26 protein-coding genes are annotated in these 25,815 nt (G+C 56.2%); 14 read left to right on the forward strand and 12 right to left on the reverse strand.

Annotation, left to right across the window (positions count from 1 at the left end; genetic code table 11):
• Positions 1-297: 297 nt before the first annotated feature.
• Entirely contained in the window at positions 298-654 is a 357-nt protein-coding gene (locus AABO57_20760; GenBank protein MEK6288158.1) for a transcriptional regulator, read from the forward strand.
• A 36-nt stretch (positions 655-690) separates the two neighbouring features.
• Here AABO57_20760 and AABO57_20765 read toward each other — a convergent pair whose 3' ends face one another.
• The 6 genes from AABO57_20765 to ispH form a co-directional block, all read right to left on the reverse strand.
• Entirely contained in the window at positions 691-888 is a 198-nt protein-coding gene (locus AABO57_20765; GenBank protein MEK6288159.1) for a hypothetical protein, read from the reverse strand.
• A 274-nt stretch (positions 889-1,162) separates the two neighbouring features.
• Positions 1,163-1,444 carry a hypothetical protein gene (locus AABO57_20770; protein MEK6288160.1) on the reverse strand — a complete coding sequence of 94 codons (282 nt, stop codon included), beginning with the start codon at positions 1,442-1,444 and terminating at the stop codon, positions 1,163-1,165.
• Positions 1,441-1,740: a type II toxin-antitoxin system RelE/ParE family toxin gene (locus tag AABO57_20775; protein ID MEK6288161.1), complete on the reverse strand. Its 300-nt coding sequence runs from the start codon at positions 1,738-1,740 to the stop codon at positions 1,441-1,443. Before AABO57_20775 ends, AABO57_20770 begins: the two co-directional genes overlap by 4 nt.
• A gap of 22 nt (positions 1,741-1,762) precedes the next feature.
• Positions 1,763-2,764: an adenosyl-hopene transferase HpnH gene (gene hpnH, locus AABO57_20780; GenBank protein ID MEK6288162.1), complete on the reverse strand. Its 1,002-nt coding sequence runs from the start codon at positions 2,762-2,764 to the stop codon at positions 1,763-1,765.
• Between the two features lie 96 nt (positions 2,765-2,860).
• The gene (gene shc, locus AABO57_20785; GenBank protein ID MEK6288163.1) at positions 2,861-4,786 is read right to left on the reverse strand and encodes a squalene--hopene cyclase; all 1,926 of its coding nucleotides are present in this window, start codon (positions 4,784-4,786) and stop codon (positions 2,861-2,863) included.
• A gap of 236 nt (positions 4,787-5,022) precedes the next feature.
• Entirely contained in the window at positions 5,023-5,967 is a 945-nt protein-coding gene (ispH, locus tag AABO57_20790) for a 4-hydroxy-3-methylbut-2-enyl diphosphate reductase (GenBank protein ID MEK6288164.1), read from the reverse strand.
• 270 nt (positions 5,968-6,237) lie between these two features.
• Between ispH and AABO57_20795 the strand changes: the two genes are divergently transcribed.
• From AABO57_20795 to AABO57_20805, 3 genes are all read left to right on the forward strand, one after another.
• Positions 6,238-8,322 carry a S9 family peptidase gene (locus tag AABO57_20795; GenBank protein ID MEK6288165.1) on the forward strand — a complete coding sequence of 695 codons (2,085 nt, stop codon included), beginning with the start codon at positions 6,238-6,240 and terminating at the stop codon, positions 8,320-8,322.
• A 96-nt stretch (positions 8,323-8,418) separates the two neighbouring features.
• Complete coding sequence (locus tag AABO57_20800; GenBank protein MEK6288166.1) at positions 8,419-8,706, forward strand: zinc ribbon domain-containing protein; 288 nt, start codon at positions 8,419-8,421, stop codon at positions 8,704-8,706.
• Entirely contained in the window at positions 8,703-9,026 is a 324-nt protein-coding gene (locus AABO57_20805; GenBank protein MEK6288167.1) for a hypothetical protein, read from the forward strand. The genes AABO57_20800 and AABO57_20805 overlap by 4 nt, the downstream gene beginning before the upstream one ends.
• A 116-nt stretch (positions 9,027-9,142) precedes the next feature.
• Here AABO57_20805 and AABO57_20810 read toward each other — a convergent pair whose 3' ends face one another.
• Positions 9,143-9,712 carry a hypothetical protein gene (locus AABO57_20810; GenBank protein ID MEK6288168.1) on the reverse strand — a complete coding sequence of 190 codons (570 nt, stop codon included), beginning with the start codon at positions 9,710-9,712 and terminating at the stop codon, positions 9,143-9,145.
• Between the two features lie 134 nt (positions 9,713-9,846).
• On the opposite strand from AABO57_20810, the gene AABO57_20815 reads away from it, so the two are divergent.
• Positions 9,847-10,113, forward strand: a complete 267-nt coding sequence (locus AABO57_20815; GenBank protein MEK6288169.1) for a UPF0175 family protein — start codon at positions 9,847-9,849, stop codon at positions 10,111-10,113.
• Positions 10,114-10,185: 72 nt separating this feature from the next.
• Complete coding sequence (locus tag AABO57_20820) at positions 10,186-10,458, forward strand: type II toxin-antitoxin system HicB family antitoxin (protein MEK6288170.1); 273 nt, start codon at positions 10,186-10,188, stop codon at positions 10,456-10,458.
• Positions 10,459-10,509: 51 nt separating this feature from the next.
• On the opposite strand, the gene AABO57_20825 is transcribed toward AABO57_20820, so the two are convergent.
• Complete coding sequence (locus AABO57_20825) at positions 10,510-10,995, reverse strand: hypothetical protein (GenBank protein MEK6288171.1); 486 nt, start codon at positions 10,993-10,995, stop codon at positions 10,510-10,512.
• A gap of 334 nt (positions 10,996-11,329) precedes the next feature.
• Here AABO57_20825 and AABO57_20830 point away from each other — a divergent pair, with 334 nt between their 5' ends.
• Positions 11,330-11,611, forward strand: coding sequence for a hypothetical protein (locus AABO57_20830; protein MEK6288172.1), 282 nt, complete (start codon positions 11,330-11,332; stop codon positions 11,609-11,611).
• Positions 11,608-12,102 (forward strand): putative toxin-antitoxin system toxin component, PIN family, encoded by a 495-nt coding sequence (locus tag AABO57_20835; GenBank protein MEK6288173.1) that lies wholly within the window; start codon positions 11,608-11,610, stop codon positions 12,100-12,102. The genes AABO57_20830 and AABO57_20835 overlap by 4 nt, the downstream gene beginning before the upstream one ends.
• Before the next feature lie 5 nt (positions 12,103-12,107).
• Here AABO57_20835 and AABO57_20840 read toward each other — a convergent pair whose 3' ends face one another.
• The 3 genes from AABO57_20840 to AABO57_20850 all read right to left on the reverse strand — a co-directional run bounded on the left by AABO57_20840 (position 12,108) and on the right by AABO57_20850 (position 16,865).
• A complete protein-coding gene (locus tag AABO57_20840; protein ID MEK6288174.1) occupies positions 12,108-12,347 on the reverse strand; it encodes a type II toxin-antitoxin system prevent-host-death family antitoxin in 240 nt (79 codons plus the stop codon).
• Between the two features lie 79 nt (positions 12,348-12,426).
• On the reverse strand, positions 12,427-13,518 hold the full coding sequence (locus tag AABO57_20845; GenBank protein ID MEK6288175.1) for a hypothetical protein: 1,092 nt from the start codon (positions 13,516-13,518) through the stop codon (positions 12,427-12,429).
• Positions 13,519-13,667: 149 nt separating this feature from the next.
• Positions 13,668-16,865 carry a TonB-dependent receptor gene (locus tag AABO57_20850; protein ID MEK6288176.1) on the reverse strand — a complete coding sequence of 1,066 codons (3,198 nt, stop codon included), beginning with the start codon at positions 16,863-16,865 and terminating at the stop codon, positions 13,668-13,670.
• A gap of 447 nt (positions 16,866-17,312) precedes the next feature.
• On the opposite strand from AABO57_20850, the gene AABO57_20855 reads away from it, so the two are divergent.
• From AABO57_20855 to AABO57_20870, 4 genes are all read left to right on the forward strand, one after another.
• Positions 17,313-19,058, forward strand: coding sequence for a PHP domain-containing protein (locus tag AABO57_20855; protein MEK6288177.1), 1,746 nt, complete (start codon positions 17,313-17,315; stop codon positions 19,056-19,058).
• Between the two features lie 124 nt (positions 19,059-19,182).
• Positions 19,183-20,196: a DNA topoisomerase IB gene (locus tag AABO57_20860; GenBank protein MEK6288178.1), complete on the forward strand. Its 1,014-nt coding sequence runs from the start codon at positions 19,183-19,185 to the stop codon at positions 20,194-20,196.
• Positions 20,197-20,338: 142 nt separating this feature from the next.
• Complete coding sequence (locus tag AABO57_20865; protein MEK6288179.1) at positions 20,339-20,539, forward strand: hypothetical protein; 201 nt, start codon at positions 20,339-20,341, stop codon at positions 20,537-20,539.
• 58 nt (positions 20,540-20,597) lie between these two features.
• Positions 20,598-20,912 carry a hypothetical protein gene (locus tag AABO57_20870; GenBank protein MEK6288180.1) on the forward strand — a complete coding sequence of 105 codons (315 nt, stop codon included), beginning with the start codon at positions 20,598-20,600 and terminating at the stop codon, positions 20,910-20,912.
• A gap of 433 nt (positions 20,913-21,345) precedes the next feature.
• On the opposite strand, the gene AABO57_20875 is transcribed toward AABO57_20870, so the two are convergent.
• Positions 21,346-24,819, reverse strand: a complete 3,474-nt coding sequence (locus AABO57_20875; protein MEK6288181.1) for a protein kinase — start codon at positions 24,817-24,819, stop codon at positions 21,346-21,348.
• A 96-nt stretch (positions 24,820-24,915) separates the two neighbouring features.
• Between AABO57_20875 and AABO57_20880 the strand changes: the two genes are divergently transcribed.
• On the forward strand, positions 24,916-25,224 hold the full coding sequence (locus AABO57_20880) for a hypothetical protein (GenBank protein ID MEK6288182.1): 309 nt from the start codon (positions 24,916-24,918) through the stop codon (positions 25,222-25,224).
• Positions 25,199-25,639 carry a cysteine peptidase family C39 domain-containing protein gene (locus AABO57_20885; GenBank protein MEK6288183.1) on the forward strand — a complete coding sequence of 147 codons (441 nt, stop codon included), beginning with the start codon at positions 25,199-25,201 and terminating at the stop codon, positions 25,637-25,639. Before AABO57_20880 ends, AABO57_20885 begins: the two co-directional genes overlap by 26 nt.
• Positions 25,640-25,815 lie beyond the last annotated feature (176 nt).

Genomic DNA, 25,815 nt, shown 5'->3' on the forward strand with positions numbered 1-25,815 from the left:
CCCCCAACCGGGGCTAGAGTGAAGAATCCCCAACCTCACGGTTGGGGGATTTGCGGTCACCGGGCCGCCTCTCTTGTAGGCTGGACGGAAGCATCCCCAACCTCCCGGTTGGGGTTTTCACACAATCTCTGACGAGGTGGGTGTGCACGAAAACCTAACGCACCGAGCTCGTGACCTCAGTTTATTTCAGCCGTAGCAAGGTGTATATTCGTCACGTCCTGACGCATCAAGAATACGACAGAGGCAGATGGAAGCTATGAGCGTCTCAACAAAGGAACTTCAAGACACTGGGCGAACATGCGCCGGATACTTACCATTCGGAACGAACGCGAATACGATCAGGCAGTCAAACGGCTGAACGGTTTGCTCGATGAGATTGGAACTGACGAGCGGCATCCGTTGTACGGTTTGCTTGATACGCTTGGCACTTTCATCCACGCCTACGAGGAGAAGCATTTCAACGAGGGCGAAGTGAACGGACCCGAGATGCTGCGGTTCTTGATGGATGAGCACGGACTCAGGCACTCCGACTTGCCCGAAGTCGGTTCCCAACGCGTGGTGTCGGAAATATTAAGAGGAAAGCGGGAACTCACCGCGAGTCAGATGCGGGCGCTCGCTGCTCGATTCCATGTATCGCCCTCGGTCTTCATATGAGTGGATCATTTCGATTGATGTGAAATTCGGGAACGACTAAATGTCTTTACAAACATCTGGTCTTCTTATCCATACTTCCTCTCCGCTACTCTCTATTTTGAGAATGGCGATTCCCCCACCGATGGTCTTTGGCTCTGCTTGCTTGAGGACACACTGACGCATCGCCTGTTCTAACCACCGTCCGATGCCCTCTTGGATATTAGACAACGCGCCCGAACGGTTCAGTTTGTCCATTAAGTCGCCGCAGCCAAGTTATGTAGTCGACGGGGTTCTGAGAGTCGGTTCCCACGTTGTATCTTTTGCAGACCTCTATTCCTGGATCGTCTGGACCCAGTGCGTGAAACCTTATGCCCGACATTGCAGGCGACTCGTTCTCAATTCATAAATTCTATCTGGGGTTCTCACAAGGATTACGCAAGTCCCGAAGGCAAGCTTCAAGCAATGAGCTTTGTCGGAGTAATCCGTAAGGATTCGGAATGGTTGATGTCCTTTGGTTTCCAATCGTGGTTCAGGGACGCTTCGTTTTTCTCGCCTGTTGACCATTCGTGGGCTTTCCTTTGTTGACCCTTTGTTCCAACTCGACGCGGCTTAGCGTACCTTGACCACGCCGCTCAGCGATCAGCTTCCAAAACTTGTCGCTTGTTCCGAGTTCTATCTGATCCTTGTCCAAGCCTTCAACTCCAACAATCAACGCCACAGGCTTGCCCTCGCGTGTTATGACCACCCGCTCGCTCTGGGACTCTCTAATACAAGTATCAAGAGTGGCTCGTTCAACATTCATAACTTTCATAATACTTCCTCTGTGGTCTTGTGAGGCGGCTTGTGACGAATAGCTCGTATGACTACTATCGCTTCCGCCTCGTCAACATCATAGAAAACGCGGAACTGACCAACCCTCAACTGCCAAACTGGTTCTTCATGTTCCCACGGCGGAACCAAACCAACAAGGATCTTCCGGTTACGCGTTTGTTCGGTAGGCCGGTAAGTAAGCTGTGCGTCGATGCGATCTAAGATTTCTGTGCGTTGGGCGGCACGCAGCCTTTTCAGATCATTGGCCACGTCTTCAGCGTATCTGATGTCGTACATTCGCAGCTCATTCTGACTTCAATCACCCCGTCAAATTCCAAACCGCCATCCGCGCCATATCCCGAGGGCTCTTCCTCAACTCGAACATCGCTGAAGCTTCAAACCCGCTGTGCATCATGCAGTTCTTGCACAAGCGGTCTTCCCGCGATTCCCAGTACGCCCAATCCACGCCGTTCCAGAACTCTTCCCACGTCTCGTAGTATTTCTGCCCGATCAAGTAACAAGGGCCTTTCCACCCACGCGGCGTGCGAGTCACCGTGCTCCAAGGCGAGCAGTTGTAGTCGCGCATTCCCGCCGTGAACTCCAGATACATCGGCGTAGACATCAGGCGATACTTTTTGGAAAGCTCCAGCACCCGTTTGAACTTGGTTTGAATCTCATTCTGCGAAAGAAAAATGTCGCGATCCACTGACTCGTAGTGATAGCCGGGAGAGATCATCATCCCGTCAACACCAAGCTCGGATACCAATTTGCACACATCTTCGATCTCGCTCATCTCGGTTTCTTTGAAGACGGTTGTGTTGGTCGTGACGTGGTAGCCCAGCCGCTTCGACTCCTTGATCATCTCGATCGCCTTGTCGAAGACGCCGGCGCGATCGCAGACCAAGTCGTGAGTCTTTTGCATGCCGTCGAGGTGAACGTTGATCGTCAAACGCTTGTGTGGCGCGAACTTTCCGAAGAGATTCTTGTCGAGCAACAGCGCGTTCGTGCAAAGATATATGTGGCGCTTCCGCTCGATGATTCCTTCGAGCAGTTCTTTCAGCTCGGGATAGATCGTAGGCTCGCCGCCGCAGATCGACACGATCGGCGCTCGGGTTTCTTCAACCGCTTTCAAGCATTCGTCCAGCAGCATGCGATCTTCGAGCTTGCCGGTATGCCGCTCGAGCGCGCAGCCCAGGCACGCGAGGTTGCATGTGTAAAGCGGTTCGAGCATAAGCACCATCGGAAAGCGCTTATTGCCCTTGAGCCCGTTTCTGACCTGATGCGCGATCGCATCCGTTGTTATGTGCATCGGAAATCGCATTTTTTATCCTGCTAGTAGTACCGCCTTCAGGCGGAAATTTGTATTTGACGAGCAGCTCTCGCTACCAACTTCCGCCTGAAGGCGGTACTACGAACCTTAGTCCTTCTCCACCTGCCGCTCATACATCCCAAGCGCGAGCAACGGGAAGTAAGTCGCGTACAGATGGTAGCGCAAATAAAATACCCCTGGAAAGCCGGTACCCGTCCAGTAGTCGTCTTTCCACGAGCCGTCCTCGCGTTGTGTCTTGATCAGATATTCGACCCCGCGTTTCAATCCATCGCTCGGATCATCGGTGGCCATCAAACCCATCAGCGCCCAGGCCGTCTGCGAAGGAGTACTCGGCCCTTGCCCTTTGCACCCGGGGTCGTCGTAGCTTCCCGGCGATTCGCCCCACCCGCCGTCCGCGTTCTGAATCGCGCGCAGCCAGCAGCCCGCGGCCTGATATGGAGGCTCCATCATGTCCTCGCCGATGCGATTAAGGCCGTTCAGCGACAGCCAGGTGCCGTAGATGTAATTGACGCCCCAGCGCCCAAACCACGACCCGTCGCGTTCCTGCTCTTTGGCCAGAAACGCCAGGGCCTTCTGCACAACCGGATGATCCCGCCTGAAGCCGAGAGCTGAGAACGTCTCGACGCCGCGGCCGGTGATGTCACTGGTCGACGGATCGATCATCGCGTTGTGATCGGCGAACGGGATCTGAGTCAGAAACTGCTCGTCGCAGTCGCGATCAAACGAGGCCCATCCGCCGTCCTTGTTCTGCATCGTCAGGACCCACGCGAGCCCGCGGTCCATCGCAGCTTTCTTGAGGCGCTCCTGCTGCGGGTCGCGAAAGCGAATCTTGCTTAGCGCCGTCAGCACTTGAAACGTGTCGTCGACATCGGGATAAAACTCGTTCGCGTATTCGAAGTACCATCCGCCGGGCCGGCCTTCGGGGTTCTTGACCTTCCAATCCCCGGCCTCTTTGACTTCTTTCTCCAGAATCCACTCGGCTGCTTTTTGAAGCGCGGGATGATCGGCAGCCAAGCCCGACTCGGCGAGCGCGTTCATTGCAAGCGCGGTGTCCCAGACCGGCGAGAAGCACGGCGCGACTCGCAACGAGTCGCCCTCTTCGATTTCCAGCTTCTCGAGCTCGCGAATCTGTGAGGAGGTCAACGCATGATCGTTGTCATAGCCGAGACACCTCAGCGCGATGATCGAGTTTATGATCGGCGGGAAGATCCCGCCGATGCCGTCGCTCTTCTCGAAGTGGTCGATCATCCACTGCTCGCACGCCTTCAATGCTTTCTCGCGCGAAGGCGACCACCGCTTGCGCTCGAGCAGCTTGAGCGTGAAATCCGTTGTGCTGAACACCGTCCGCCAGAAGCCGCGCCGCGCCGACATGTTCACCGACTTGTCCAGCAAGAGCTCGCCGATACTCTGGGGCTCCGGCACCGAACAGTAGGGCTTGCTCGCCCACATAACCGCGAGGGGGACGACTATCCCGCGTGTCCAGGCAGACATCTCGTACAGATTGATCGGCGCCCAGGTCGGCAAGAGAATGATCTCGGGTGGAACCGCGGGGCAACGCTCCCAGGGATATTGCCCGAAGATGGCGAGATAGATTCGCGTGAAGCTGTTCGCCGCATCGAGTCCTCCGAGATCGCAGATCGCCTCGCGAGATTTCCGCATGTGCGGGGCATCCGGTGAATCACCGAGCAGCTTCAGCACGAAATAAGCCTTCGCCGACGCGCTGACCTCCGCCGGGCCGCCTTCGTAAATCGCCCAGCCGCCTTCGGGCAGCATTTTCTGGCGAATGTAGTTTGCGGCTTTGCGGCACCGCTCTTCCTGCGAGCGGCCGATGAAGTGCATCGTCAGAACATATTCGGATTCGAGGATCGTGTCGCCTTCCAGCTCACCGCACCAGTGGCCGTCGGCATGCTGAATCTGAAGCATGTACTCCTGAGCCGATTGAATCGCCCGCAGCACGCCGGTGCGCAACTCTTCGTCCACTCTGGCGAGCGTCGCTTGGTTCTTATTAAACATTGAGCCTGCGCCCTAATCCTTCTCTTCTAGTTTTTGTGAGCCCGAAGGCTCAAAGGAGTCCCAACGGCCAAGATAATACTAAGCTTCAGCGCCGCGTATCAAGCAGTTCGCCGCTGACGATGAGCAGTGAGAGAGGCCTGAGATGCGCCGCAGACTCCAGGAAGTGGCGCAGAACTTTAGTCTGTGGAGACTCAGATAAGGAACGCCACAGACTAAAGTCCGCGCCACATCGCGGTTCACACCATCAGCTTTTCAGGATGCAGCAATTCCTGCGGTAAGGCGAAGTGAACATTCTCATCCTCGCCCGGCTGCTCCTCGAATTCAGTCGCGCCCATCAGCCGCAGATGACCAAGCACTCGGATGACCAGCTCCTCAGGCGCGGATGCGCCGGCTGTCACACCGACTACTGTCGCGCCGTTAAGCCATTCAGGCTTGATCTCGTCTTCATCATTCACCAGATAGGCCGGCGTTCCGCCGACAGCAGATACTTCGCACAAGCGCTGAGAATTCGAGCTGTTCTGCGAACCGACGACAAGCAGCACATCGACTCGCTCGGACATCTGTTTTACGGCGTTCTGGCGATTCTGGGTCGCGTAACAAATGTCGTCCTTCGCGGGAGACTGCACGCTTGGGAACTTACGCTTCAGTGCTTCAATGATTTCAGCCACGTCGTCCAGCGAGAGCGTAGTCTGGGTCAAATACATGACCCGATCCGAGTTTGGAACCACGAGCCGCTCGACGTCTTCAACCGAGCTTACCAACTGCATCGGGGCTTCGCCCATCGTGCCCTCGACCTCTTCGTGTCCGGGGTGGCCGATCAACACCATCGAGTAACCGTCGCGCGAGAAGCGAATCGCTTCGAGGTGTACCTTAGTCACCAGCGGGCAAGTCGCGTCGATAATGCGCAGCGCCTTACTTTCCGCCAGCTCGACCACCTGCGGCGAGACGCCGTGTGCACTGAACACGCACACAGAGCCGTCGGGTATTTCGTCAACGCTATCGACGAAGATCACGCTGCGTTTGCTGAGGTTTTCGACGACGTAGCGATTGTGCACTATCTCGTGGAAGACGTAGATCGGCGGCGGGTAAAAGTCCAGCGCGCGTTCGACAATATCGATGGCTCGCACTACACCGGCGCAGAAGCCGCGCGGCTTGGCCAGCACTACCTTCTTAATTGGCATCAACAGTCCTTCCGGCCCGGTTCATCTCCCTAAGTAACTTAGCGACCGGGCAACAACAGGGGATTATAGCAACCTCGCTTCCCTGCTCAAAATGGCTCAGGTTCTGAAGCTGCTGCTTGAACCCTCAACGCTTCCGCTGTAGTATTGCCACCGCTTCTCGTCCGGTTGAGTTTGAACGTCCGCGACAAACTCGAGTTTGCCGCTGGCTCATTGACGCGGCAATTCGGCACTCACGACAGACTGTCTGACTTTCCACAGGAGGACATCACAATGACACGCAGGAGCAACTCTCTGATACTCGCGATCGCTCTCGTCATTACTATCGGGGCGGATGTGGCTATCGCCCAGCAGCGCGGCAAGCTCATGGTCGAAACGCTGCTTGACTGGCGGTCGGCCTCCGACCCTCAGCTTTCACCTGACGGCTCGCGAATCGTTTACGTCTACGGCTTCGCCGATAAAATGAACGATCGCAACCTCAGCAACCTGTGGATCGCAAGCGTCGACGGCAAAGACATCCGCCCGCTCTCTCAAGGCGAACAGCGCGATACGTCACCGCAGTGGTCGCCCGACGGGAAGCGAATCGCCTACATCTCAACAAAAAGCGGCAAGCCTCAGATCGTCGTTCGCTGGATGGACACCGGGGCCGAAGCTACGATCACCGATCTCCAGGAAGCGCCATCCGGCATCGTCTGGTCACCCGACGGGACTCAGATAGCCTTCAGCAAGCTCGTGCCGGCCGCCGCGCCCAAAGGCGTGAAAATGCCCGAGAAACCGAAGGGCGCGAAGTGGGCCGATCCGCCCATCGTCGTCACTCGGCTTTGGTATAGGCAAGACGCGCAGGGCTATCGGCCGTACGGCTTCCGGCATGCGTTCGTGATTCCTGCGACCGGCGGCGCGCCGCGGCAGATCACTAACGGCGACTACGACTACAGCCCGCCTCAGTGGATGCCGGACGGCAAGACGATCCTGACCAGCGCCGTGCGCAAGCCCGACGCCGAGTGGGATCACGATGGCGCTGACATCTACTCAGTCTCGGTAGCCGATGGTTCGATGAAACAGTTGACCAGTCGCGTCGGGCCGGACGCCGGGGCGATTGCGTCGCCCGACGGTCGTCGCATCGCGTATGCCGGCTTCGACGAGAAGCGCAACAGCTACACGGTGTCGAATCTCTACGTGATGAACGCCGACGGCTCAGAGCCTAAGCTGCTGAGCGGCAGTTTTGATCGGGATGTCCAGAGCCTTCAATGGGCAGCAGACTCATCGGGTGTTTACTTCGCAGCTCAAGATCACGGCGCGAGCAATCTGTACTTTGCCTCTGTGAGCGGCGGGATTCAGAAGCTCACCCAGGGGGCGCACATGATCAACGCCAGCGACATCGGACGCGACGGTCGCACTGCAGCCATCATCAGCGACCCCAAGCAGCCTGGCGACCTCTACACTTTCACATTACAAAAGGGGCAAAAGGGAAAGACGCTTGAGCCGGCGGCGATGCAGAAGCTCACCGGTGTGAACGATAGCTTGCTTGCCTCGATCAAGCTCGGCGATGTCGAAGAGATCAACTACAAATCGTTCGACGGCCGCGAGATTCAAGGCTGGATCATCAAGCCTCCCGACTTCGATGCGTCGAAGAAGTACCCATTCATCCTCTACATACACGGCGGGCCGCACGCGATGTACAACGTCGCCTTCAATCACGAGTTTCAATGCCACGCGGCGAATGGCTACGTGGTGTTGTACACGAATCCGCGAGGCTCAACGGGCTACGGCCAGGATTTCGGGAACATTATCCAGCACAACTATCCTGGCGATGACTACAAGGACCTGATGATCGGCGTGGACGAGATGCTCAAGCGTGGATACGTTGACGACAAGAAGTTGGCGGTTACCGGAGGCTCGGGCGGGGGCCTGCTGACGGCGTGGATTGTCGGACACACGAATCGTTTCGCGGCGGCAGTGTCTCAGTTTCCGGTGATCAACTGGTACAGCTTCTACGGTACGGCTGATGGCGGGCACAACATGGGTTGGCGCTGGTTCCGCAAACATCCGTGGGAAGACCAGGAAGATTTCATGAAGCGCTCGCCAATCTCCTACGCCGACAAAGTCACGACCCCGACGATGATCATCACCGGCGAAGAGGACTTTCGCACGCCGATGGAGCAGAGCGAGCAGTTCTTCCGGGCGCTTCGAGTGCGAAAAGTCGACTCGGTGCTTGTGCGGGTGCCCGACGAGCCTCACGGCGCGGGGTCGAATCATATCTCGCATCGGATGGCGAAGGTGTTGTTCCTGATGCAGTGGTTTGACGACCACATCAAGGGGAAGCCGGCGGCTGCGGTCGAAGCAGCCCGGGGCAATTAGACCGGTTTGGTTTGAGAGCCTCGCCGCGGAAGGTTTCAGAAAAGTCGCCGATGAAGAACAAGTTCAACAGCTCAGTCGTATACGAGGGCAACGCATATGTTTTGCCCTAACTGCGGATCCGAAGAACGCCAGGTCAGCCAGTTCTGTCGCGCTTGCGGCACGGACATGCGTGCAGTGCGCTTGAGTCTTGAAAAACCCGATGCGATTACAGCGTCGGCGGTGTCGGCGCGTGACGAGATCGGGCACGCCATAGCCGACAGAATAAGGGAGCTCAAGAAAGGCAGTGATCTAAGCAAAGTAGCCGAGGAAGTGCTTCCGGAGATCGAGAAGTTTTGGAATCCCCGCAGCAAAGGCGTCTGCGTGGCATTCGCGAAGGCGTCGTGACTAGTGCCATCGGTCTGGGCGCTACTGTGTTCTTTTTCTTGATGGGTCTTTCACAGAAGAACGCGTTGTTTTTGACCGGGCTTGGGGTGACGGCTTTCCTCATCGGTTTGGGTCTTATTGTCAACGCCCTGTTGTTCACCGTTCCGAAGCAGTATGTTCCGCAGCACTCGCCGCACCAGAGAGACTTGCTCGATCAGGGGTCTGATAGCGTCATCACGGTGAAACGTGAGCTATCGACTGCCGATCCTCTAAACCCACCGCAGTCGGTTACTGAACAAACAACGCATCACTTGACGGACTCGCCAGCCGGCGCCTGCTAGCGTTCGAGAGTCTAGCTGAAGCCTGGGAGCGCAGGCATCGCTGCCTGCTCCCAGGTTTTTCTGAGACGCTCGAAGAAAAGAGCAGGCAGGGATGCCTGCGCTCCCAGGTTCTCCGGCTATTCCGACACCTTGCGTTTGAGAATTGCCCGACCTTCCGGCCGCGGCTTGCCGTCGGCGAACGCCACGAAGTTCGATTCCACCGTGTTCTTATCCTTGATGCGGAAGAGACCTTGATGGACATGGGTATCGACCTTGGGATCGAAGTTCGTGCCGCCATGAAACGCGAACTTGATCTCGCCCGCCTTATCGCTCTTGGCGAACTTCATGATCGGGGCGTTCTTGAGCGCGCAATAGTGGGTCAGAAGCAGTTGGTTTCCATCCATATGAAAGATCGAGACCATTTCGGTCGGCTGACCCGCATATAGCGTCTCGACCACCGAACTTCCGGCCGCGGTCACCTTGAAGCTCGCCGAACGCGAGCTGCTGCCGTGTTCGTGATCGCCGCTTCCGCGCTCCCAATCTCCAGCCAGGGTTTTCAGAAACTCGAATGCTGAGGCTGCGTCGTAGACAACCGTCTCGGGCGCGCTAGCCGCCTTGTTGGCATCTTTCGATTGGCCTGCCCAGGACGCCGGAACCAGCGCGAGAACTAAAGCAAGACTCGAAAGCAAAACCATCATTCTCTTCATACTCTTCTCCTTCGCTCTGAATGTTTGTGGATACTAACATGATTCGCCGAGGAACAATAAAGCAAATGGGTCGGGCCGGGTATCCTGTCAGTGATTGGTTGGCCCGTCCAATCCGGATTTGAAGAGGTGCACTGATGGAACTCGTGGTCCACATACCCGACACGGTCGTTGCGACGCTTCCGAGTGAGAATGGCGACCTGGCTAGAGACCTCTTAGAAAGCTACGCGCTAGAGGGCTATAGGTCCGGTAAGCTAACCGCCTACCAGGCGCAAGAGCTTTTAGGTTTTGAGGCCAGAATGGAAGTTGATGCTTTCTTGAAGGCGCACGACGTCCCCCTCGAGATGACGATTGAAGACCTCGAGGAAGGACGGAAGTCGCTCGACGCCCTGCTTGGCAAATGATCGTCATCTCCCCTGCCACGCGCGCTAGAAAGTTTCTGACGTTCTCCTTGTACGTGTTATTCTATCGACTCTATGAACAGCAGCGCCAAAACATATCTTTTCAAGGTTGTCATTGAGGATGATTCGCACGAAGATGGGCGGCAAGCATATCGCGCCTACTGTCCCGCGCTAGAGCAGTACGGCGCCTCCACTTGGGGCAACACCAGGGAGGAGGCCCTGCAGCATATACAGGAAGTCGTGCAGATGATCGTTCAGGAGCTTATCGAAGAAGGCGCACTACTTCCCGAGGGCGCTCTGCAAGATGTGGAAGTATTTTCCGAGCCGCGTGTAGCCGTGACCATCTAGTATGCCCATCGAGCCATGCTTACACTCAGCGCGCTGGTTGCGAGCGCGATGTCATGCCGCTTTGCCTCGCGGAGTGGTCCTTGCTCGGATGACCAGATCGACATCGCAATCGAGCACATGAAGCAGGGACAAGAGCTGATCGACGGATGTCTGATAGTTCTTCTGATCCAGCAGGCGATAGAACTGCGTTGCCGATGTCCCGAGCCTGCGAATTATCTCGCGCTTGGACAGAGCGCTCTTCTCCAACCGCTTCTGCGCCTCGACCGTTAGTTTGTAGAGAATAAGATCGCGTAAGTACCACGGGTCTTGGTTATACTCGAGCACCTGCTCGATGTGAACCGTCCCGCTCTTGCCGGACTTCAGATCGTAAGTGAACGCTTCACTAGCCAATTCCTTGTCAACGTATACCCGGTTAATCGGATCGTCACCGCTCGGTTGAAGCTCCAACTTTGAGTAGGGGAACGGTAGAGTTCGGTTAGAAGTCTTGATCTCGAAGGCCTTCTTGCGATTATTTTGTTTGACCGATCGTATCTTCATAGCAACCCCTCGGACTCAAGTCCCTCGATCAATCTAAGGACCCGCCGCGAAGCTTTCCCCTTCATAGCCCTCCTGTTGTCGAGGTCCCACTTCACGACAGTTCCCCGTCACGGTAGACGTGGACATGCCGAGGCGTATGGTCACTTTTCCAAACGAAGAAGATGTAACCACCTCGCCGAATCTTTGGCACGGAGAGACGCTACCGCAGGTGGTAACGCTTTGTCAATTGTGGCCGGGTTCCCGCGCAACGCTTAGCCGGTCATTGCCCCGTAGGGCCGGGCCGGGTATCCTGTCTATTGCGGGCTGGTCCGTACAATTTTTTCGAGGTGCTACTATGAGCTCACAGGGTGAGACCGAACGCTTAGAGATCACCGGGCTGCCAGTTGGTACGATGCGCGCGCTGGAAGAGCTTGCACGTGAGAATGACCAAACTGCCGAAGATTATGCCCGAATGGTACTTGAGGCAAGGATTTTGGCTCAGAAGCCGTTCAGAGAGATTCTGGCACCGGTGCGCGAAGGTTTTCAGGAAAGCGGGATAACCGATGATGAGCTTGCTGCGCTGGTCGAGAAAGCCCGCGAGGATTTCCATCGAGAAAGGCCAACCGAAGACGAATGAGCCAGCCAGCCTCGCCGCCCGGAGTCGTCGTTGACTGTATGGTCTTTGTGCAGGCAGCAGCGAACGAGAAGGGGCCGGCCGCCCGTATTCTCGACCTGCTCGACGAAGGAAAGATCACACTCTATGTGAGCAAACTGATCTTGGCCGAAGCGCGTTATGTGCTCAGTCGGGCCGACGTGCGCGCTAGTCTGCGCAAACTCACCGACGTTGCCGTAGAAGCTCTCTTTGAGCGATTGACTGAGCGTGCCACGCTCATCCGCCAAGTTCCAAAGCGATTTGTATATCCACGTGATCCGAAAGACGAGCCTTACATCAATCTGGCAGTTGCGATGAAAGCCGACTACCTTGTGAGCCGGGACAACGATCTGCTCGATCTGATGAAGTGGGAGCAGGAAGAGGGGCGCAAGTTTCAAAAGCGATTTCGCTTTCTAAAGATCGTCACCCCGGAAGGTTTCTTGACTGAAATTGAAGCGCACATCGAGCAACCGTGATGGTGTCATTCTTGGCCCAGCCAGAATTCATCCGGTAGAGATTGGTCAAAGTCTTCGCTCGTCCAGATTGTGCCTCGATTGAGACCAGCGACGCGCTTCTTGTTTGCCGCAGCGACTGGAACGGGAACCAGACGGGCAACCGGTTTGCCGTGCTCTGTGATAATTACTTCGTTGCCGGCCAAAGCTTGGGCGAGCAGTTCTTGCAGTTTTTCTTGGGCTTCATCAACGCTGAAGGTTCGAGTCATTACAGCTTCTTCGGGATGCGCAAAAGCATACCCTCGACCAGCGGAACGACGCTGCGGATGGTCCGCGCGCCCGTCGCAGTTAGTTATCTACGTCTTCCTCGTGCACAAATCCGAGCACGAGAACGTCCCCGTCCCCGTCTGTGACGTGCCAGTAGGTACCAGAGTCGTCGAGACCTGAAATGCTATAATCGCAGATCACCTTTCGAAGCCCGGGCGGAGTGGTTTGTTCAACGGCGCTAGTCTTGCTCGCCTTTGAATAGACCGATACGCCGTCACTCCTCAACATTAGGTAATAGCTCCCGTGGTCAGGGCTTCTTGTTTGACCTCGCTTTTGATCACAGGTGAGTAGAATGTCGGTGGTGGTAACAAGAACGTATTCCGCGCGGTCCTTGATTCCCTCGGGTTGGAACTTTCGAAGGTCATGCTTGACGATCCAGCTGTCATCCTGCTTCCCACGGTAGACCTCAGGCGTTAACCTCCAAACATTCCAGTATGCAACGGGATCGACCCCATTCTTCATTAAGTCCATCTCTAAGGCGTTGTGATCATAGATCACAAAGGCCGTGGGCTCCTTGATGTTCTCTTCAAGATACTGACGATCCCTCGCGTAGTGGGGAACCTTAGAGAGGAACATATCCAAATCGAACCGAAATGAACGTCTGGTCTCAAGGAACATCCGGGCGTCGTAATTCGATTCGAAGCTAACGAACAGAGCTTGTCGGCAACATACGAGACAGTTTGCATAGTCCCCGGAGTTGAAAGCCGCCTCGGCACGTTGCAGGAGTTCTTTCGGCTCTCCGGCGCGCAACATATCTAGGAGGCTGATGGTTGCGAACGCCCGACCAAAGGTCGAACTGGTTACCTCATCAAAGAACTCCCAGACGGTGGTTAGCAATGGTTCGAGCTCCGCCTTCGATGGCTCCAATCCAAAGTGCTTCGAGTTGACGCGAAGTTTGTTCAGAGCGATCAGGCGAACCCTAAACGGCAACTCTGCCGGCTTGATCTTCTGGTTAATTAATTCGAAGTATCTGTCAAAGGTAGTTCGTTGATCGACGCCCGCGTTCAAATGTTCAGACAGGGCGAGCAAGAAACACTCAACCGAGTCCTGGAGTAGATTGCATGCAATAGACAGCCGGGCACCGCTTGAGGAGACGCCATTCTCTTTCGCCACATGATAAAGGCTTCGCGAGAGGATGAGCTTATTCAGCGTGCTTTGATTCATTACAATCGGGGTTCCATCCGTCACTTCTCGAACGCAGACCCGCCGATTCGGTCACTTCACTAATGATAAGACTTTCAAATCCCAGATTAGGAGTAAGCTCAAAACAACAGCTTCAACCCGAACTGAATATGCCTCGGGCTTTGAGCCGACAAGATCCTCCCGAAGGTCGGTGAGCCAAGAAAGTTATCCGGCAAGTTGAAGTTCGGATGATTGAATAGATTGAAAGCTTCGGCGCGGAACTGCAGATCGAGTCCTTCCCGCAACTTTGTCGTCTTCATCAACGACGCGTTGAAGTTCGCGAAGCTCGGACCATCGAGTATGTTTCTCCCCGCATTCCCGAAGCTCCCGAAGGGCGGGAACGCAAACGCCGATGTGTTGAACCACCGATCCGGCGTGCGATCCGAAAGCTCGGCCTTGCCAACGACGTTGGGACGATCGTTAGCGCCAAACCCAAGCGTCGACCGCCCAGTGTTGCTGTTATCGATGTCAGAGAGCAGCGCAACTGTGAAAGGACGGCCGCTCTGCAGAGTCACTATCCCAAAGGTCTGCCAGCCAGTGAGAAGCGCGGACAGCAATCCACTATTCTCAAGAAACGTCCGTCCTTTCCCACAAGGAAAGTCGTAGCCGTAACTCAGCGAGAGCCGGTGCCTCACGTCGAAGTTCGAGCGGCCTCGCTCGCCGGCCGTGTTGAAGCTGTCCTGCGGAAAGTTCGGGTCGCCCGCGCTCGAAAAAAAGCTCGATGCGTTGTCGATCGATTTCGACCACGTGTACGAACTCAGCACCGAAAGCCCGAAGTCGAGCCTCTGTTGAAACCTCACCTGCAGGCTGTTGTAGCTCGAGTTCGCGCTCGACTCTTCAAACGTGATGTCGTCGAACTGGGGATTCGGGCGCAGATTGGGTGACACCGGGCTTGGCCGCGGTTGATTTATGTCGCGGGCAGTTATCAGCTTCGTCCCCTTGCTTGCAACATAAGCCACTTCGAGGACGCGACTCTTTCCCAACTCTTGCTGCAAGCTGGCGTTCCAGTGCTGCATGTACGGGGTGCGCAAATCACGTTGAAACCCGAATGCCGAGTGAGGCAACGGAAATGGGAAAAAGCTCGGGAACGGATTGTCGAGCGTCAACGGCAAACCCGGCAGCGAGAAGAAGAGATTGAAATCAAAGAAAGGCGAGTTGAAGTACAGTCCCTCACTGGGCGCAAGCGACGACTGGTCGTAGTACACGCCATAGCCTGCCCGCAATACGGTGGCACCCTTGCTTCCCATTGTCCACGCCAGTCCCACGCGCGGCGCCCAGTTGTTTCTGTCGGCCTCGTAGCCGCTTCGCGGAATACCGTTGGTCCCAACCGGCGTGAGCGTCCGCGTCGCTGGATCGTAAAGATTCGCGCGGTCGAAGGCATCTACCGGCGGCGAGTTGTACTCGTATCGCAAGCCGGCCGAGATGGTAAGTTTTGGTCTCACCCTGAAGCTGTCATTTACATAGAAACCGTAGCTCTCGGTGCGCAGGTGCTGGTGATTGTCCAGCCGGGCTCCTCCGGTGAGCGCAGGCAGACCAAGCAACAAATCGGCGAGCGCATTGCCGGTGATAGGGACCTGACTGGAGAAGGTCAGGAACCCGCGCGATTGAATGTCGCGAAACGCATTCTGCTGAACGGCTCGAAAATCGAATCCGAACTTCAACAGGTGCTTGCCGCGAGCGTAACTTGCGCCATCCAGAACCTGGAACATGTTGGTGACGCTCTGCTGCGGATTGTTGTATTCATCGCCGAGCGGCGAGAAGCCCGAGATCGTTATGAAGCTCAGGCCGAAGTCTCTCGGGTTCTTTGATAGCTCCGGCAAGCCGACCTGCTTGTTGATGCTCGTCCCGCTGTTCTCCTGAAGCACCGCTGCGGCCACGCGGCTAAACGCAAAGCGCGCCTCATTGACCAACGCTGCCGAAAAGATGTGCGTCTCGCCGATCATGAAGTTCTGAGCCCTTCGAGGAACGTTATCGCCAAACCCCGGAACGGCGGGGAAGCCTGGTCCGGTGAACGGCTCGAATAGGTCTCTGTCGGAAAAGCTGTACCGCGCTGCGAGCGCAGACGATCTGCCGAGCGAATGATCCAGCCGCACGTCAAAGTGATCGTTGCGATTCCGCAGAGTTGGAGATGAGACGAAGTTCGCAAACGGTACGTTGCGATTGGGCGCCGGATACAACGCGGCGATTGCCTTGCCTATCGGGTTGATGAAAAGGTCTGGGATCTTGTTTCCAGGAAACGGCTGCTGAGTGAAGGGATTGATCGGCGCGCGAAAAAGCGTCTGGGAGAAGTCGCCTTTGCGTTCCGCAAGAGTCGGCACATTGGTGACCCGGGTAATTCCCTCGCGCGCCCGCGAGCCTTCGTAGTCGGCAAAGAAGAACGTTCGGCTCCTGACCACGGGACCACCCAGCGCAAAGCCAAACTGGTTCCGCTGATACTTAGGAGCTTTCTCATCGGCGGGCACGAAGAAGTTGCGCGCATCGAGAGCGCCATTGCGAAAGAACTCGTAGACGGCGCCGTGGAGCGAATTGGAGCCGGACTTGAGAACGACGTTCACTTGCGCGCCGGCGTTTCTGCCAAACGAAGCGTCGTACGTGCTTGTCAGCAACTCGAATTCCCGAATGGCATCGACTGGAGGATTCACGCCAACGGAATTGAGCTTGGGGTCTATATTGTAGACTCCGTCGAGAAGGAAACTGTTCGAGTCCTCGCGCGCCCCGTTGACATTAAAGGCTAAGTCACCCCGAACGGAGCTTGCTGAACCTTGAGCCGCGGGAACCGCACCCGGCACGAGCAGGCCGAGTTCCAGGAGGTTTCGCCCATCGAGCAGCAGCTCGAGCGGCAGTCCGGTGATTTGGCGGTTCTCGAGGACCGTTCCAATCGCCGAAGAGTCTTTTCTGAGCTGGACCTCCGGCGCGGTGACTACGATCTCCTCGCTTATGCGACCAACTTCAAGCGATATGTCCAGCCTTAGTTCCTGATTGACCTGGAGCGTGACGAGACGAGAGTGCTTTTTATAACCGGTCTGTTCGACTTCAACTCGGTAGGGGCCAGGCGGCAGCAACGCTAGCGTGAATTCACCTTGATCGCCGCTTCTCGCGACTCGCGATTCGTTGGTTTCAATTTGGACAATTCTAATAGCGACGTTCGACAGTGCTGTTTGCGAGCTGTCAGTGAGCGTGCCACGAATCGAACCCCTGTGCGTTTGGCCCGCGACGGAGAATGGCGACAAAGCCAGAGACAGACAGAAGATCAGCGAGCAGACGGCCCTTACTTTCATGATGTTCTTCTATACCAGAAAAAGATCGATATTCTCCAGTCGCTAAGTAGTTCCTAATCTTGTGTTGATATTGCAGCTGGCCTGGCGCACGACCCGATTACGGCGACGGAATATTTGGACCGCGGCGGCCTTTGTGCGTTGCCGCCGCTTTTGGTTATCGCCCACGAAACGACAGAAAGCGGTGGCAACGCAAAGACGCCACCGCAGTCCAAATACGCGGTCGCTTGATAGTGTCCTAGTCGACCAACACAAGATTAGGACACTACCCTCCGGTCGCTACTGGTTAAGCGTAACCGTCGCTTGCTAGTCTTCGCAGTGTCAGTACCGCGAGTGGTAGCGACTGTGTCAAGACCACCAACTTCAAGTTGAGGGTTTTGACACGGTCTCAATATATTTCTTGCAGTTTGGATGTCGCGAACAATATCGCGAACAGCGGAGCACGCGGGCATGAAAAAGAATCAAGCACCTCCCGGGATGAACAAGTCTGCGATCGCAGCCGCGCTTCAAGAGATCGGCTCGCTGCTTCGGCTCAACAGCGGGGATCAGTTTCGATCGCGAGCTTACGCTAAAGCGGCGCAGGCGGTTGCCGAGATCGATAGCGATTTTCCAACGCTCGTCGAACAAAAGCGCCTGACCGAGATCAACGGCATCGGCCAATCACTCGCGGGCGTGATCGAAGAGCTTTATTCCACCGGTCGATCGTCGCTACTCGAGAAACTGCGCGCGGAACAATCACCCGGCGCCCGGGAGCTTTCTCAAATTACTGGTCTAACCGTAAAGAAGATCAAGCAACTAAACGAAGCCCTGGGTATCAGCAGCATCGATCAACTGAAAGCGGCAATTGAAGCGGGCAAGCTCCGCAAAGCGCCGGGATTCGGAGCGAAGACAGAAAGCGCTCTCCTCGAACAGATATCACGTCACGAAAATCGCGATAATCGAATCTTGCTGATCCACGCGTTGAGAATCGGCGACATGGTCATCGACCATATGCGAGATTCGTCGGATCTGGTGCGCATCGATCTCGCCGGCTCGCCCCGGCGATGGAAGGAAACTGCATCCACAATTCGTATTACCGCCAGCACCTCCGGGAAGGCCGAAACTTTGGTCAAGGACTTTCTTCGGTTTCCGTTGATCGCACAGATTGACAGTCAAACCAAAAGCGCGGCCGCGGTGAGGCTGATTGAAGGCGTCAAGATTTTCTTCTCAGTGGCTAACCCCGACGAGTATTGGAATTTGCTTCATCACGAAACCGGCTCGAAAGCTCATCTGAAAAGGCTTGAAGGTATTGCAGAAGGAAAAGGGATCAAACTGACTCCTACGAAAATGAAGGTGATCCGTACGCACAAGGCTCTGAGACTTGAAAGTGAACCCGATATCTATCGGCATCTGGATATGCAGTACGTGCCGCCCGAGCTGCGCGAAGACGAAGGTGAATTTTCAGCCGCGCTCGCTCACTCGATTCCGGACGACTTGATCACGCTCGAAGACATCAAGGGCATGGTCCACTGCCATACGACCTACTCCGACGGCCGGAACACCGTCGAGGAGATGGCGCGGGCGGCGGAAGGCATGGGCATGAAGTACATGACTATCACCGATCATTCGCCGACGGCTCATTACGCCGGCGGTCTGACGGTCGATAGGCTGAAAAGGCAATGGGACGAGATCAGCCGGGTGCAGGATAATGTATTGATCAAGCTGCTTCGAGGAACTGAATCCGACATACTTCGCGACGGCGGACTCGATTATCCAGACCGGATTCTAGAACAATTCGACGTCATCATCGCCAGCATCCACAATCGCTACAAGCTCGACGAAGACGAAATGACAAAGCGCGTCATCAAGGCGATGAAAAACCCTTTCTTCAAAGTATGGGGACACCCATTAGGCCGGCTGCTGCAGCGCCGGCCGCCGATCTCCTGCCGAGTCGAAGAGATCCTGGATGTGATTGCTGAATCGGGCGCAGCAATCGAGATCAGCGGCAGTCCCCATAGGCTGGAAATGGAGCCGCGCTGGACAAGAGAGGCGCGCAAGCGACACATCAAGTTTGTTATTTCGACTGACGCCCACTCTGTCTCGGATCTGGAGAACCTGAAATTCGGCATCGGCCTCGCCCGTCGCGCAGGAGTCAGACGGCCCGAAGTCTTGAACACGCTCGGGGCGAAACCTTTCCAAAAATCGGTAAAACCGTAAGGGCATGGGGTTCAGGCTTTAGCCTGGGTTTTGATTCACCGAGGAAAAGACCAGGCTGAAGCCTGAACTCCATGCCCTTTCCTCTGGTGAGAACTCGTGGTATGCCAATTGATCTCTTGAAGACGTGACTCAACTCGAAAGACTGCAGCAGAGCGGGATCAAGCGGCTCGGCACGAAGAAACGTTTTCGTTATATCGCCGCCGATGGGGGCAACGTCAGTCGCGCCGATCTCGCCAGAATCGAGGCCCTCAAAATCCCACCGGCGTGGACCGATGTCGCGATCAATCGAGCCGCTGGCGGGATGTTGCAAGCCCTGGGAAAAGACGCCGCAGGGCGCTGGCAATATATCTATCACGATCAGCACATCAAGAAACGCGAGCGGAAAAAGTTCAACCGACTGCTGGTGTTCGCAGAAGCGGTCCCGAAAATGAGAAGAGCCGTCAGCCGGAATCTGCGAAAGAGAGATCTGGGGCGCGAACGCGTGATGGCTTGCATAATGCGAATCCTCGGGACGTGCTTCATGCGGGCTGGCAGCCAGGTCTATGTCAACGAGAACGGCAGCTACGGGTTAGCCACGCTTCGGCCAAAACACGTTAGCGTACGAGGTGACGTTATCGAATTCAATTTTCCGGGAAAGAGCAAGGTAATTCAGCACAGAGAGCTGAGGGATCGCGCGGTCGCCAGAGTCGTGCGCGAGCTTCTGAAGCTGCCCGCGCCGGAAGTGTTCAAGTATCAAAACGAAGATGGAGGCCTGGTTGACGTCAGGCGCAGAAATATCAACGGCTACATCAAGGAGGTGATGGGCGAGCGTTTCACCTCAAAGGATTTTCGCACCTGGGCCGGAACTTTGATCTGTGCTTGCGCGCTTGCCCGAGCGGGCGCAGAGGTCAAAGAAACCGCACCTTCAAGGAAGAGAAAAGTAATCAAGGCGATCAAGGAGACTGCAGAAGTTCTCGGCAACACTCCAGCAGTTTGCCGGTCAGCCTATATTTGTCCGGAGGTCCTGAACCGGTTCGATCGCGGAGAGGTAATCGACCAGTACTTTGAGTCTCTCGAAGACCTGATAGGTCATCGCGGAAAGCAACTCCATAAAGCGGAAAAAGCGCTGCTTCGTCTGCTCAAAAACAAGAGCAAGTAGAGAAATGAGCCGAAAGAGCCTGGTACTGGATTGCGATTTGCAGGTCACCAACGTGTCGCGTCGGGCGGGTACTGTCTGTCCCGAAGGAAGACAGTGCATCCCCCGACTGCATTCGAAACATACAATCTCACCGGAGGGTGTCATGGCAGCAAAAGCCAGAACGAGCAAGCGGGAATTGATCGATACAGGCACGAACAAGCGCTACGTGAGGCGCGACGAGAAAGGCCAGTTTGATGAAGTCGTTGATGTCGGACGATCGCTTGGCCAGGACGTTCGACACGACGCGAAGAAGGAAGTTCCGGCCGGTCAGGGCGACCGAGGCGATCAGAAACGGAAGGGGTAGTGCGTTCTTCCAATCGCGTCGGCGGCCGAATACCAGATGTCTCGAAAGGGAGCGAAATATGAAATACAGGATAGCGAACCTAACTTTGACGGTGGCGGCGTTGGTTATTTTCGCCTGTGAACCGTCGCAGGCTCTCACTCAGCAGACCAACACCAACCGCAATTCATCCATCAAGGGTGAGATGAAAAAGAGCGGTAGCGAGGTAAAGGCAGCGGGCAAGAGTCTCGGCGGGAATGTGAAGCGGGGCCGCGTCGCGCGTGGCGGCAAGCATTTTGGCAAACACATGTACCGCGCCGGCAAACACTTCGGCAAAGGCTCCGGAATGGCCGCTAAGAAGACCGGCAAGGCTGTAAAGAATGCCGCGAAGCCGTAACGCACTAAGGAAAGTGCGTCGTATGGAGCAGCATGGAGTTCAAGCCGGGTAGTACTTTTAACAAGCGCTGCCAGGCCAAAGCCTGAGTCTCCTACTCGAAGGCGGCCAGGATGGCGTTCATCGCCTTAAACTCCTCGGGGTGCGTCCGGCGAAGCTTGTTCGAGCACACCTTGCAGAACTTCTGACGATTCGTCAGCAGCGCAAGCTTGCGGTTGGGATTGTAATAGTTGGGACAATCGCTTGGGGGCTTCTCATGTGAACCGGTATCCTATCAGGTCCTTAAAACGCGAGTCGTCGCGAATAGGGTCGTATGACGAGTCACCGTTCAGCCGCGGCAAAACCAGTCGCGCTCCTGATAGGCTTTTGCAAGCTCGGCGATGGCTTCATCTCGTTCACCAAGCACCTAGAGATCTTGGCAACCGCGTCGACAGCATCACTCCTTGAGTTCGTTCAGTAACACCCTTGCGTCTTTTAGATCACCGGTAGAGAACCCTTCGGTGAATCGGCCGTAGATCTCAGCCAAGAGATCACGGGCTTCCTGTCGCCTGTTCTGCCGATTCCACAATTTCGCTAGTCCCATGGCGGCTCTCAACTCGAACGCTTTGGCGCTTTGCCGTCGAGCAACTTGTATGGCTTCCCGAAAACAGGCCTCAGCTTGTGATTGAAGGCCTGGATGTTCTGCGTTGTCGCTTCCGTTTTGTGACGTGTGTATGCTTAACAGCGCCTCGCCTTTGATGCGATACAACTCTGCTTCGTGAAAGCGCTCGCTGGTGATGTTGATGGTCTCAACCGCTTCATCCAGAGCGCGCAGCGCTTCTTCCGGCCGGCCCGCCAGGCACAACGCTTCAGCCATCAGGACCAGATAACTGGCACGCCGTTGTTCGATCTCAAGATTGCGACAGGCCGCCAGCCCTTGTCGCATTGCGGCGAAACCCTCTTCCGCCTGTCCCTGCGTTGCTCGCGCCCAGCCCAGCATGATCTCGCCCATCGCTCTGTAGTGGGGCAGCCCATGCTCATCCGCGTGGAAGAGCATCTTCTCGATCATTTCAACGACTCGCTCGGCATTGCGATGAAACGCTTCGAGCGCGATAGTTGTCGAGAGCGTCTGACAGATGCCCACCGGATGACTCATCTGCTCAGCGATGCTCAGGGCTTCCCGGGTCATCGCTTGCGCCTGGTCGGCATATCCCAAATACCATAGTACACGGCCAAGATGCGCGCGATTGGTAATCGCACCGTAAAGGAAGACGTTGTGCACTGCGTGTCGCTGAGGGTCATAGAGCGCGAGGCTCGCCTCGAAATGTTCGCGTGAGCTGGTGAACTCTCCGAGATACTGAAAGCATAAGCCCAGCCCCCAATGGGCTTGCACCATCATAGCCGCATCGCCGGTCGTCTCTGCCAGGCGCAAGCACTCTTGTGCAAAGTCGCGGCCTTTCTCGTACTCGCCGCGCACGACCAGAATGATCGAGAGTCCAAAGAGAACGCGAAAGAGCTGAGTGTTATCGCCCAACTGCTCGCAGAGCTCCCGCGCCCGCAAGAAGCTGTTCAGCGTTTCGGTGGCCGCAAACCCCTTCGCGGTCATCAATGAGGAACCCATCGTGAACTCAAGTTTGAACTCTCGACCCGTCTGTTCAGCAGACTCCGGCAATCTACGGGTCATTTGCTGGCCGCGCCGGCAGAGCGCGATTGCTTCCTGATTCGCAAAGATGCGAACGGCATTGCGAGCCGCCTTCAAGAAATAGTCCGACGCCTGCGACCAATCGCGCGCCGCCTCAAAAAGAAAAGCGAGTTCGGAGGCTGCCGCCGCACTCTCCCTGCCATAAAACCGAAGCAACGCCTGCGCGATCGAAGCGCTCAGCGATGCGCGGCGGCTCGGCGTGAGCGTCGCGTAGAGCGCGTTCTGATAGAGCACGTGCACGAAACGGTACCTCAGCGTTAGCGTGTGATCGGGGAACTCGTCCTCCTTGCGATACTTCACGAAGCGATAGGCCGTGTCGAGCGATTGGAGACGCTCTTCAACCTCGGCGGCGTCGATCGTCAGCGCTTGCGCGACAACCGCTGAATCAAAGTTGTATCCTTGCGCGCTGGCGGCAATCAACAAGCGGCGGTCTTCGTCGCTCAGTTGAGCAATCTTGCGCTGTATCATGCTGCGGACGGTTTCCGGCAAGTCGTTCTCAATCTCGGGCACCGTCTGCACAAGCGTCCAGCTCCCTGCCTCCTCGCCGATTACTTTTCTGTCGCGCAGGTAACGCACGACATCCGCCATAAAAAGCGGGCTGCCTTCCGTCTTGGTGTAGATGAGCGAGGCGAACTCCTTCGGAAAACGATGTCGAGGAAACTCCAACGCCAGAAACCGTTCGACGTCGTCGTGCGTCAAGAACTCGAGCGGCAGCTCCTGACATAGGCCGCGTCCTTGCATATCCAGTTTCAGACTCAGGAACGGGTGCTTCTCTAGCACCATCTCCGACGCGCGATATGCCGCGACAATCAACAACTGCATCGCGTCAAGCTTTGTGGCAAGGTAGGCGATGATGTCAATGGTCGAGGCGTCCGCCCAGTGCAAGTCATCGAAGAACAACACCAGCGGGCTTCTGTTTGAAGCCTCCTGCAGAAATGCCCCGAGCTCGCGTTTCATTCTCTCCTGCGACACGGCGGCCGATTCCGCTAAGACGCGATCAGCGGAAGAATCCGAACTCGCAAGCTGGATGTACCAACAGGGAGCAATCACCCTCATCGCGCGCCTGAGGTACTGACCCGGAGAGCTCCGCACCAGGTTGTCGAGCGCTTCGAGAAACGGCATGTACGCCTCGGCTCCGGCCAGTCGCTCCGAGCTTCGCCCGCGCGCGATCTGACACGCCGGATTAGCCTTCAGGACCTCAGCAAGAAAATCCTCAACGAGCGTGGTCTTACCAAGTCCGGCTTCGCCAGTGATGCAAAGCATCAGCCCGCGCCCTTCGCCTGCCGAGCGGAACGCGGTGCGCAACTTTTCGCGCTCCACCTGTCTGCCGACCGTGTTGCGGGCAGTCAATGGGACGACCGAGGGCACGGCGGCGACGCTTGATGTGAAAGAGCCCCCCTGCTCATCGACGGTCAATGCCGCGGCGACTTCGGCCGCGCTCGGGCGAGCGCGTGGATCCTTATCCAGCATTCCGAGGATGAGTGACTCGAGCGGAGGAGGCGCCTCAGGGTTTATGACCGAAGGAGATAGCAGATCGTCATAAACAATCGCGTGCAACACGCTGACCTCGGAGTCGCCGCTGAAAGGCTTTTGCCTGGTTACCATTTCGTAGAAGACAACGCCCAGAGAAAAAATATCCGACGCGGGTCCGACCGTATCCCCCCTGACTTGCTCAGGCGACATGTAGGCCACGGTGCCTACTAACGAACCGGGCTTTGTGTGAATCGCCGTTTCGGCGGTTGATTCGCTGGAAACATTCGCAGAGCTGAGCCTGGCCAGGCCGAAGTCCAGCACCTTCACATAGCCATCGTCTCGCACCATGATGTTTTCCGGCTTGATGTCTCGGTGAGTGATTCCTGCCTGGTGCGCGACGGCAAGCGCCTGGGCAATCTGCCGGCCGATCGGGGCGAGAGATTGGAAGGACTGTTGCTCATCGATGAGATTTCTGAGGGTACGGCCTTGAATGTATTCGAGGACTATGAAGCACCCGACATCCGCCTCGCCGATTTCGTGAATTGTGACGATGTTGGGATGGTTCAGGGCGGAAGCCGCTCGCGCTTCCTGCTCGAAACGCCGCACGCGCGAGGCGTCTCGGGTAAAACCAGCGGGCAGGACTTTGACCGCGACCTTGCGGTCGAGGCGCGTGTCTTCTGCCAGATAAACTTCGCCCATTCCGCCCGCGCCGATCTTGGAAATGATTCGATAGTGAGAGAGGATTTCGCCGATCATTCTGCGCTAGGTGTTATACCACCTTCTTCGAACCATCGGTAGCGAACGAGCTTCGGGTTCGAAAGTGTTTGCAAGCGGTGTTATGATAAACCCGTTATGGCCACCAACCTGGTTGCGACGATCACTGCACTGGAAGCCCAAGCGGCGGCAAATCTTTTCTTGAGCGATAATCTGCCGGATCGTTTTCTCGCAAGCAGTCCGACGCTTGATGCCGCCGCCAGGGTGTGGCGCGTACCGGTGCGGCTCGCTTATCCCATCATCGGCCCTGTCGGTCAGACCGGCGAGATTCTAGTGAGCGCCACCTCGGAGGAAATCGTTTCATACACTCCGCTGGAGGAGATGAAAGCCGCCGCTCGCAAGCTTTACGAAGAGAATCGTGATGCCATCGAAGCCCCTGTTCCATAAGCAGGAAACTCGCTACTCGTGCGTGCCGGCTTGTCTGCGAATGGTTTTTGGAAGCTTCGGCGTAGACATCGCCGAAGCTGACTTGCGCGAGCAATGCGATTGCACCCCTTATGGCACTGACGCGCTTCTGGCGGTTGATGCCGCGCGGCAATTGGGTTTCGCTGGAACCGTCAAACACACGCTGACGCTCGAAGAGTTGCGGACAGTCGTTACTGAAGGTCAGCATCCTATCGTTTTCGTTGATCTCAGCCCGATTGATGGCGCCGAAGACATTCATACACTGGTCGTCGTTGCCGTTAGTCAGTATGAAGTAAGCGTTCTCGACCCGCTCAAGGGGGAGCGCCTACTCCCGCTTCAAGCATTTAGCACAGCCTGGGCTCTGCGCCACAACCTCGCAATCATCGTCGAGCGTTAAGCAAGGTCGCCGCTTCAAATAACACTTCTCCACAAACCGCCGAGCAGTGTTTTGACACCTGAACGGCGTGAAGGGGTGGTTGTGAACCAATCCGTGTGTGCGACCTCCTAGCCTGCTATCATGAACCCACAGACGCAATGGGAGACATCCTCATCCAAAGTTTTATAAATATCAGG

The organism is Acidobacteriota bacterium, from assembly GCA_038040445.1.
GTDB classification, from domain to species: Bacteria; Acidobacteriota; Blastocatellia; order UBA7656; family UBA7656; genus Onstottus_A; species Onstottus_A frigus.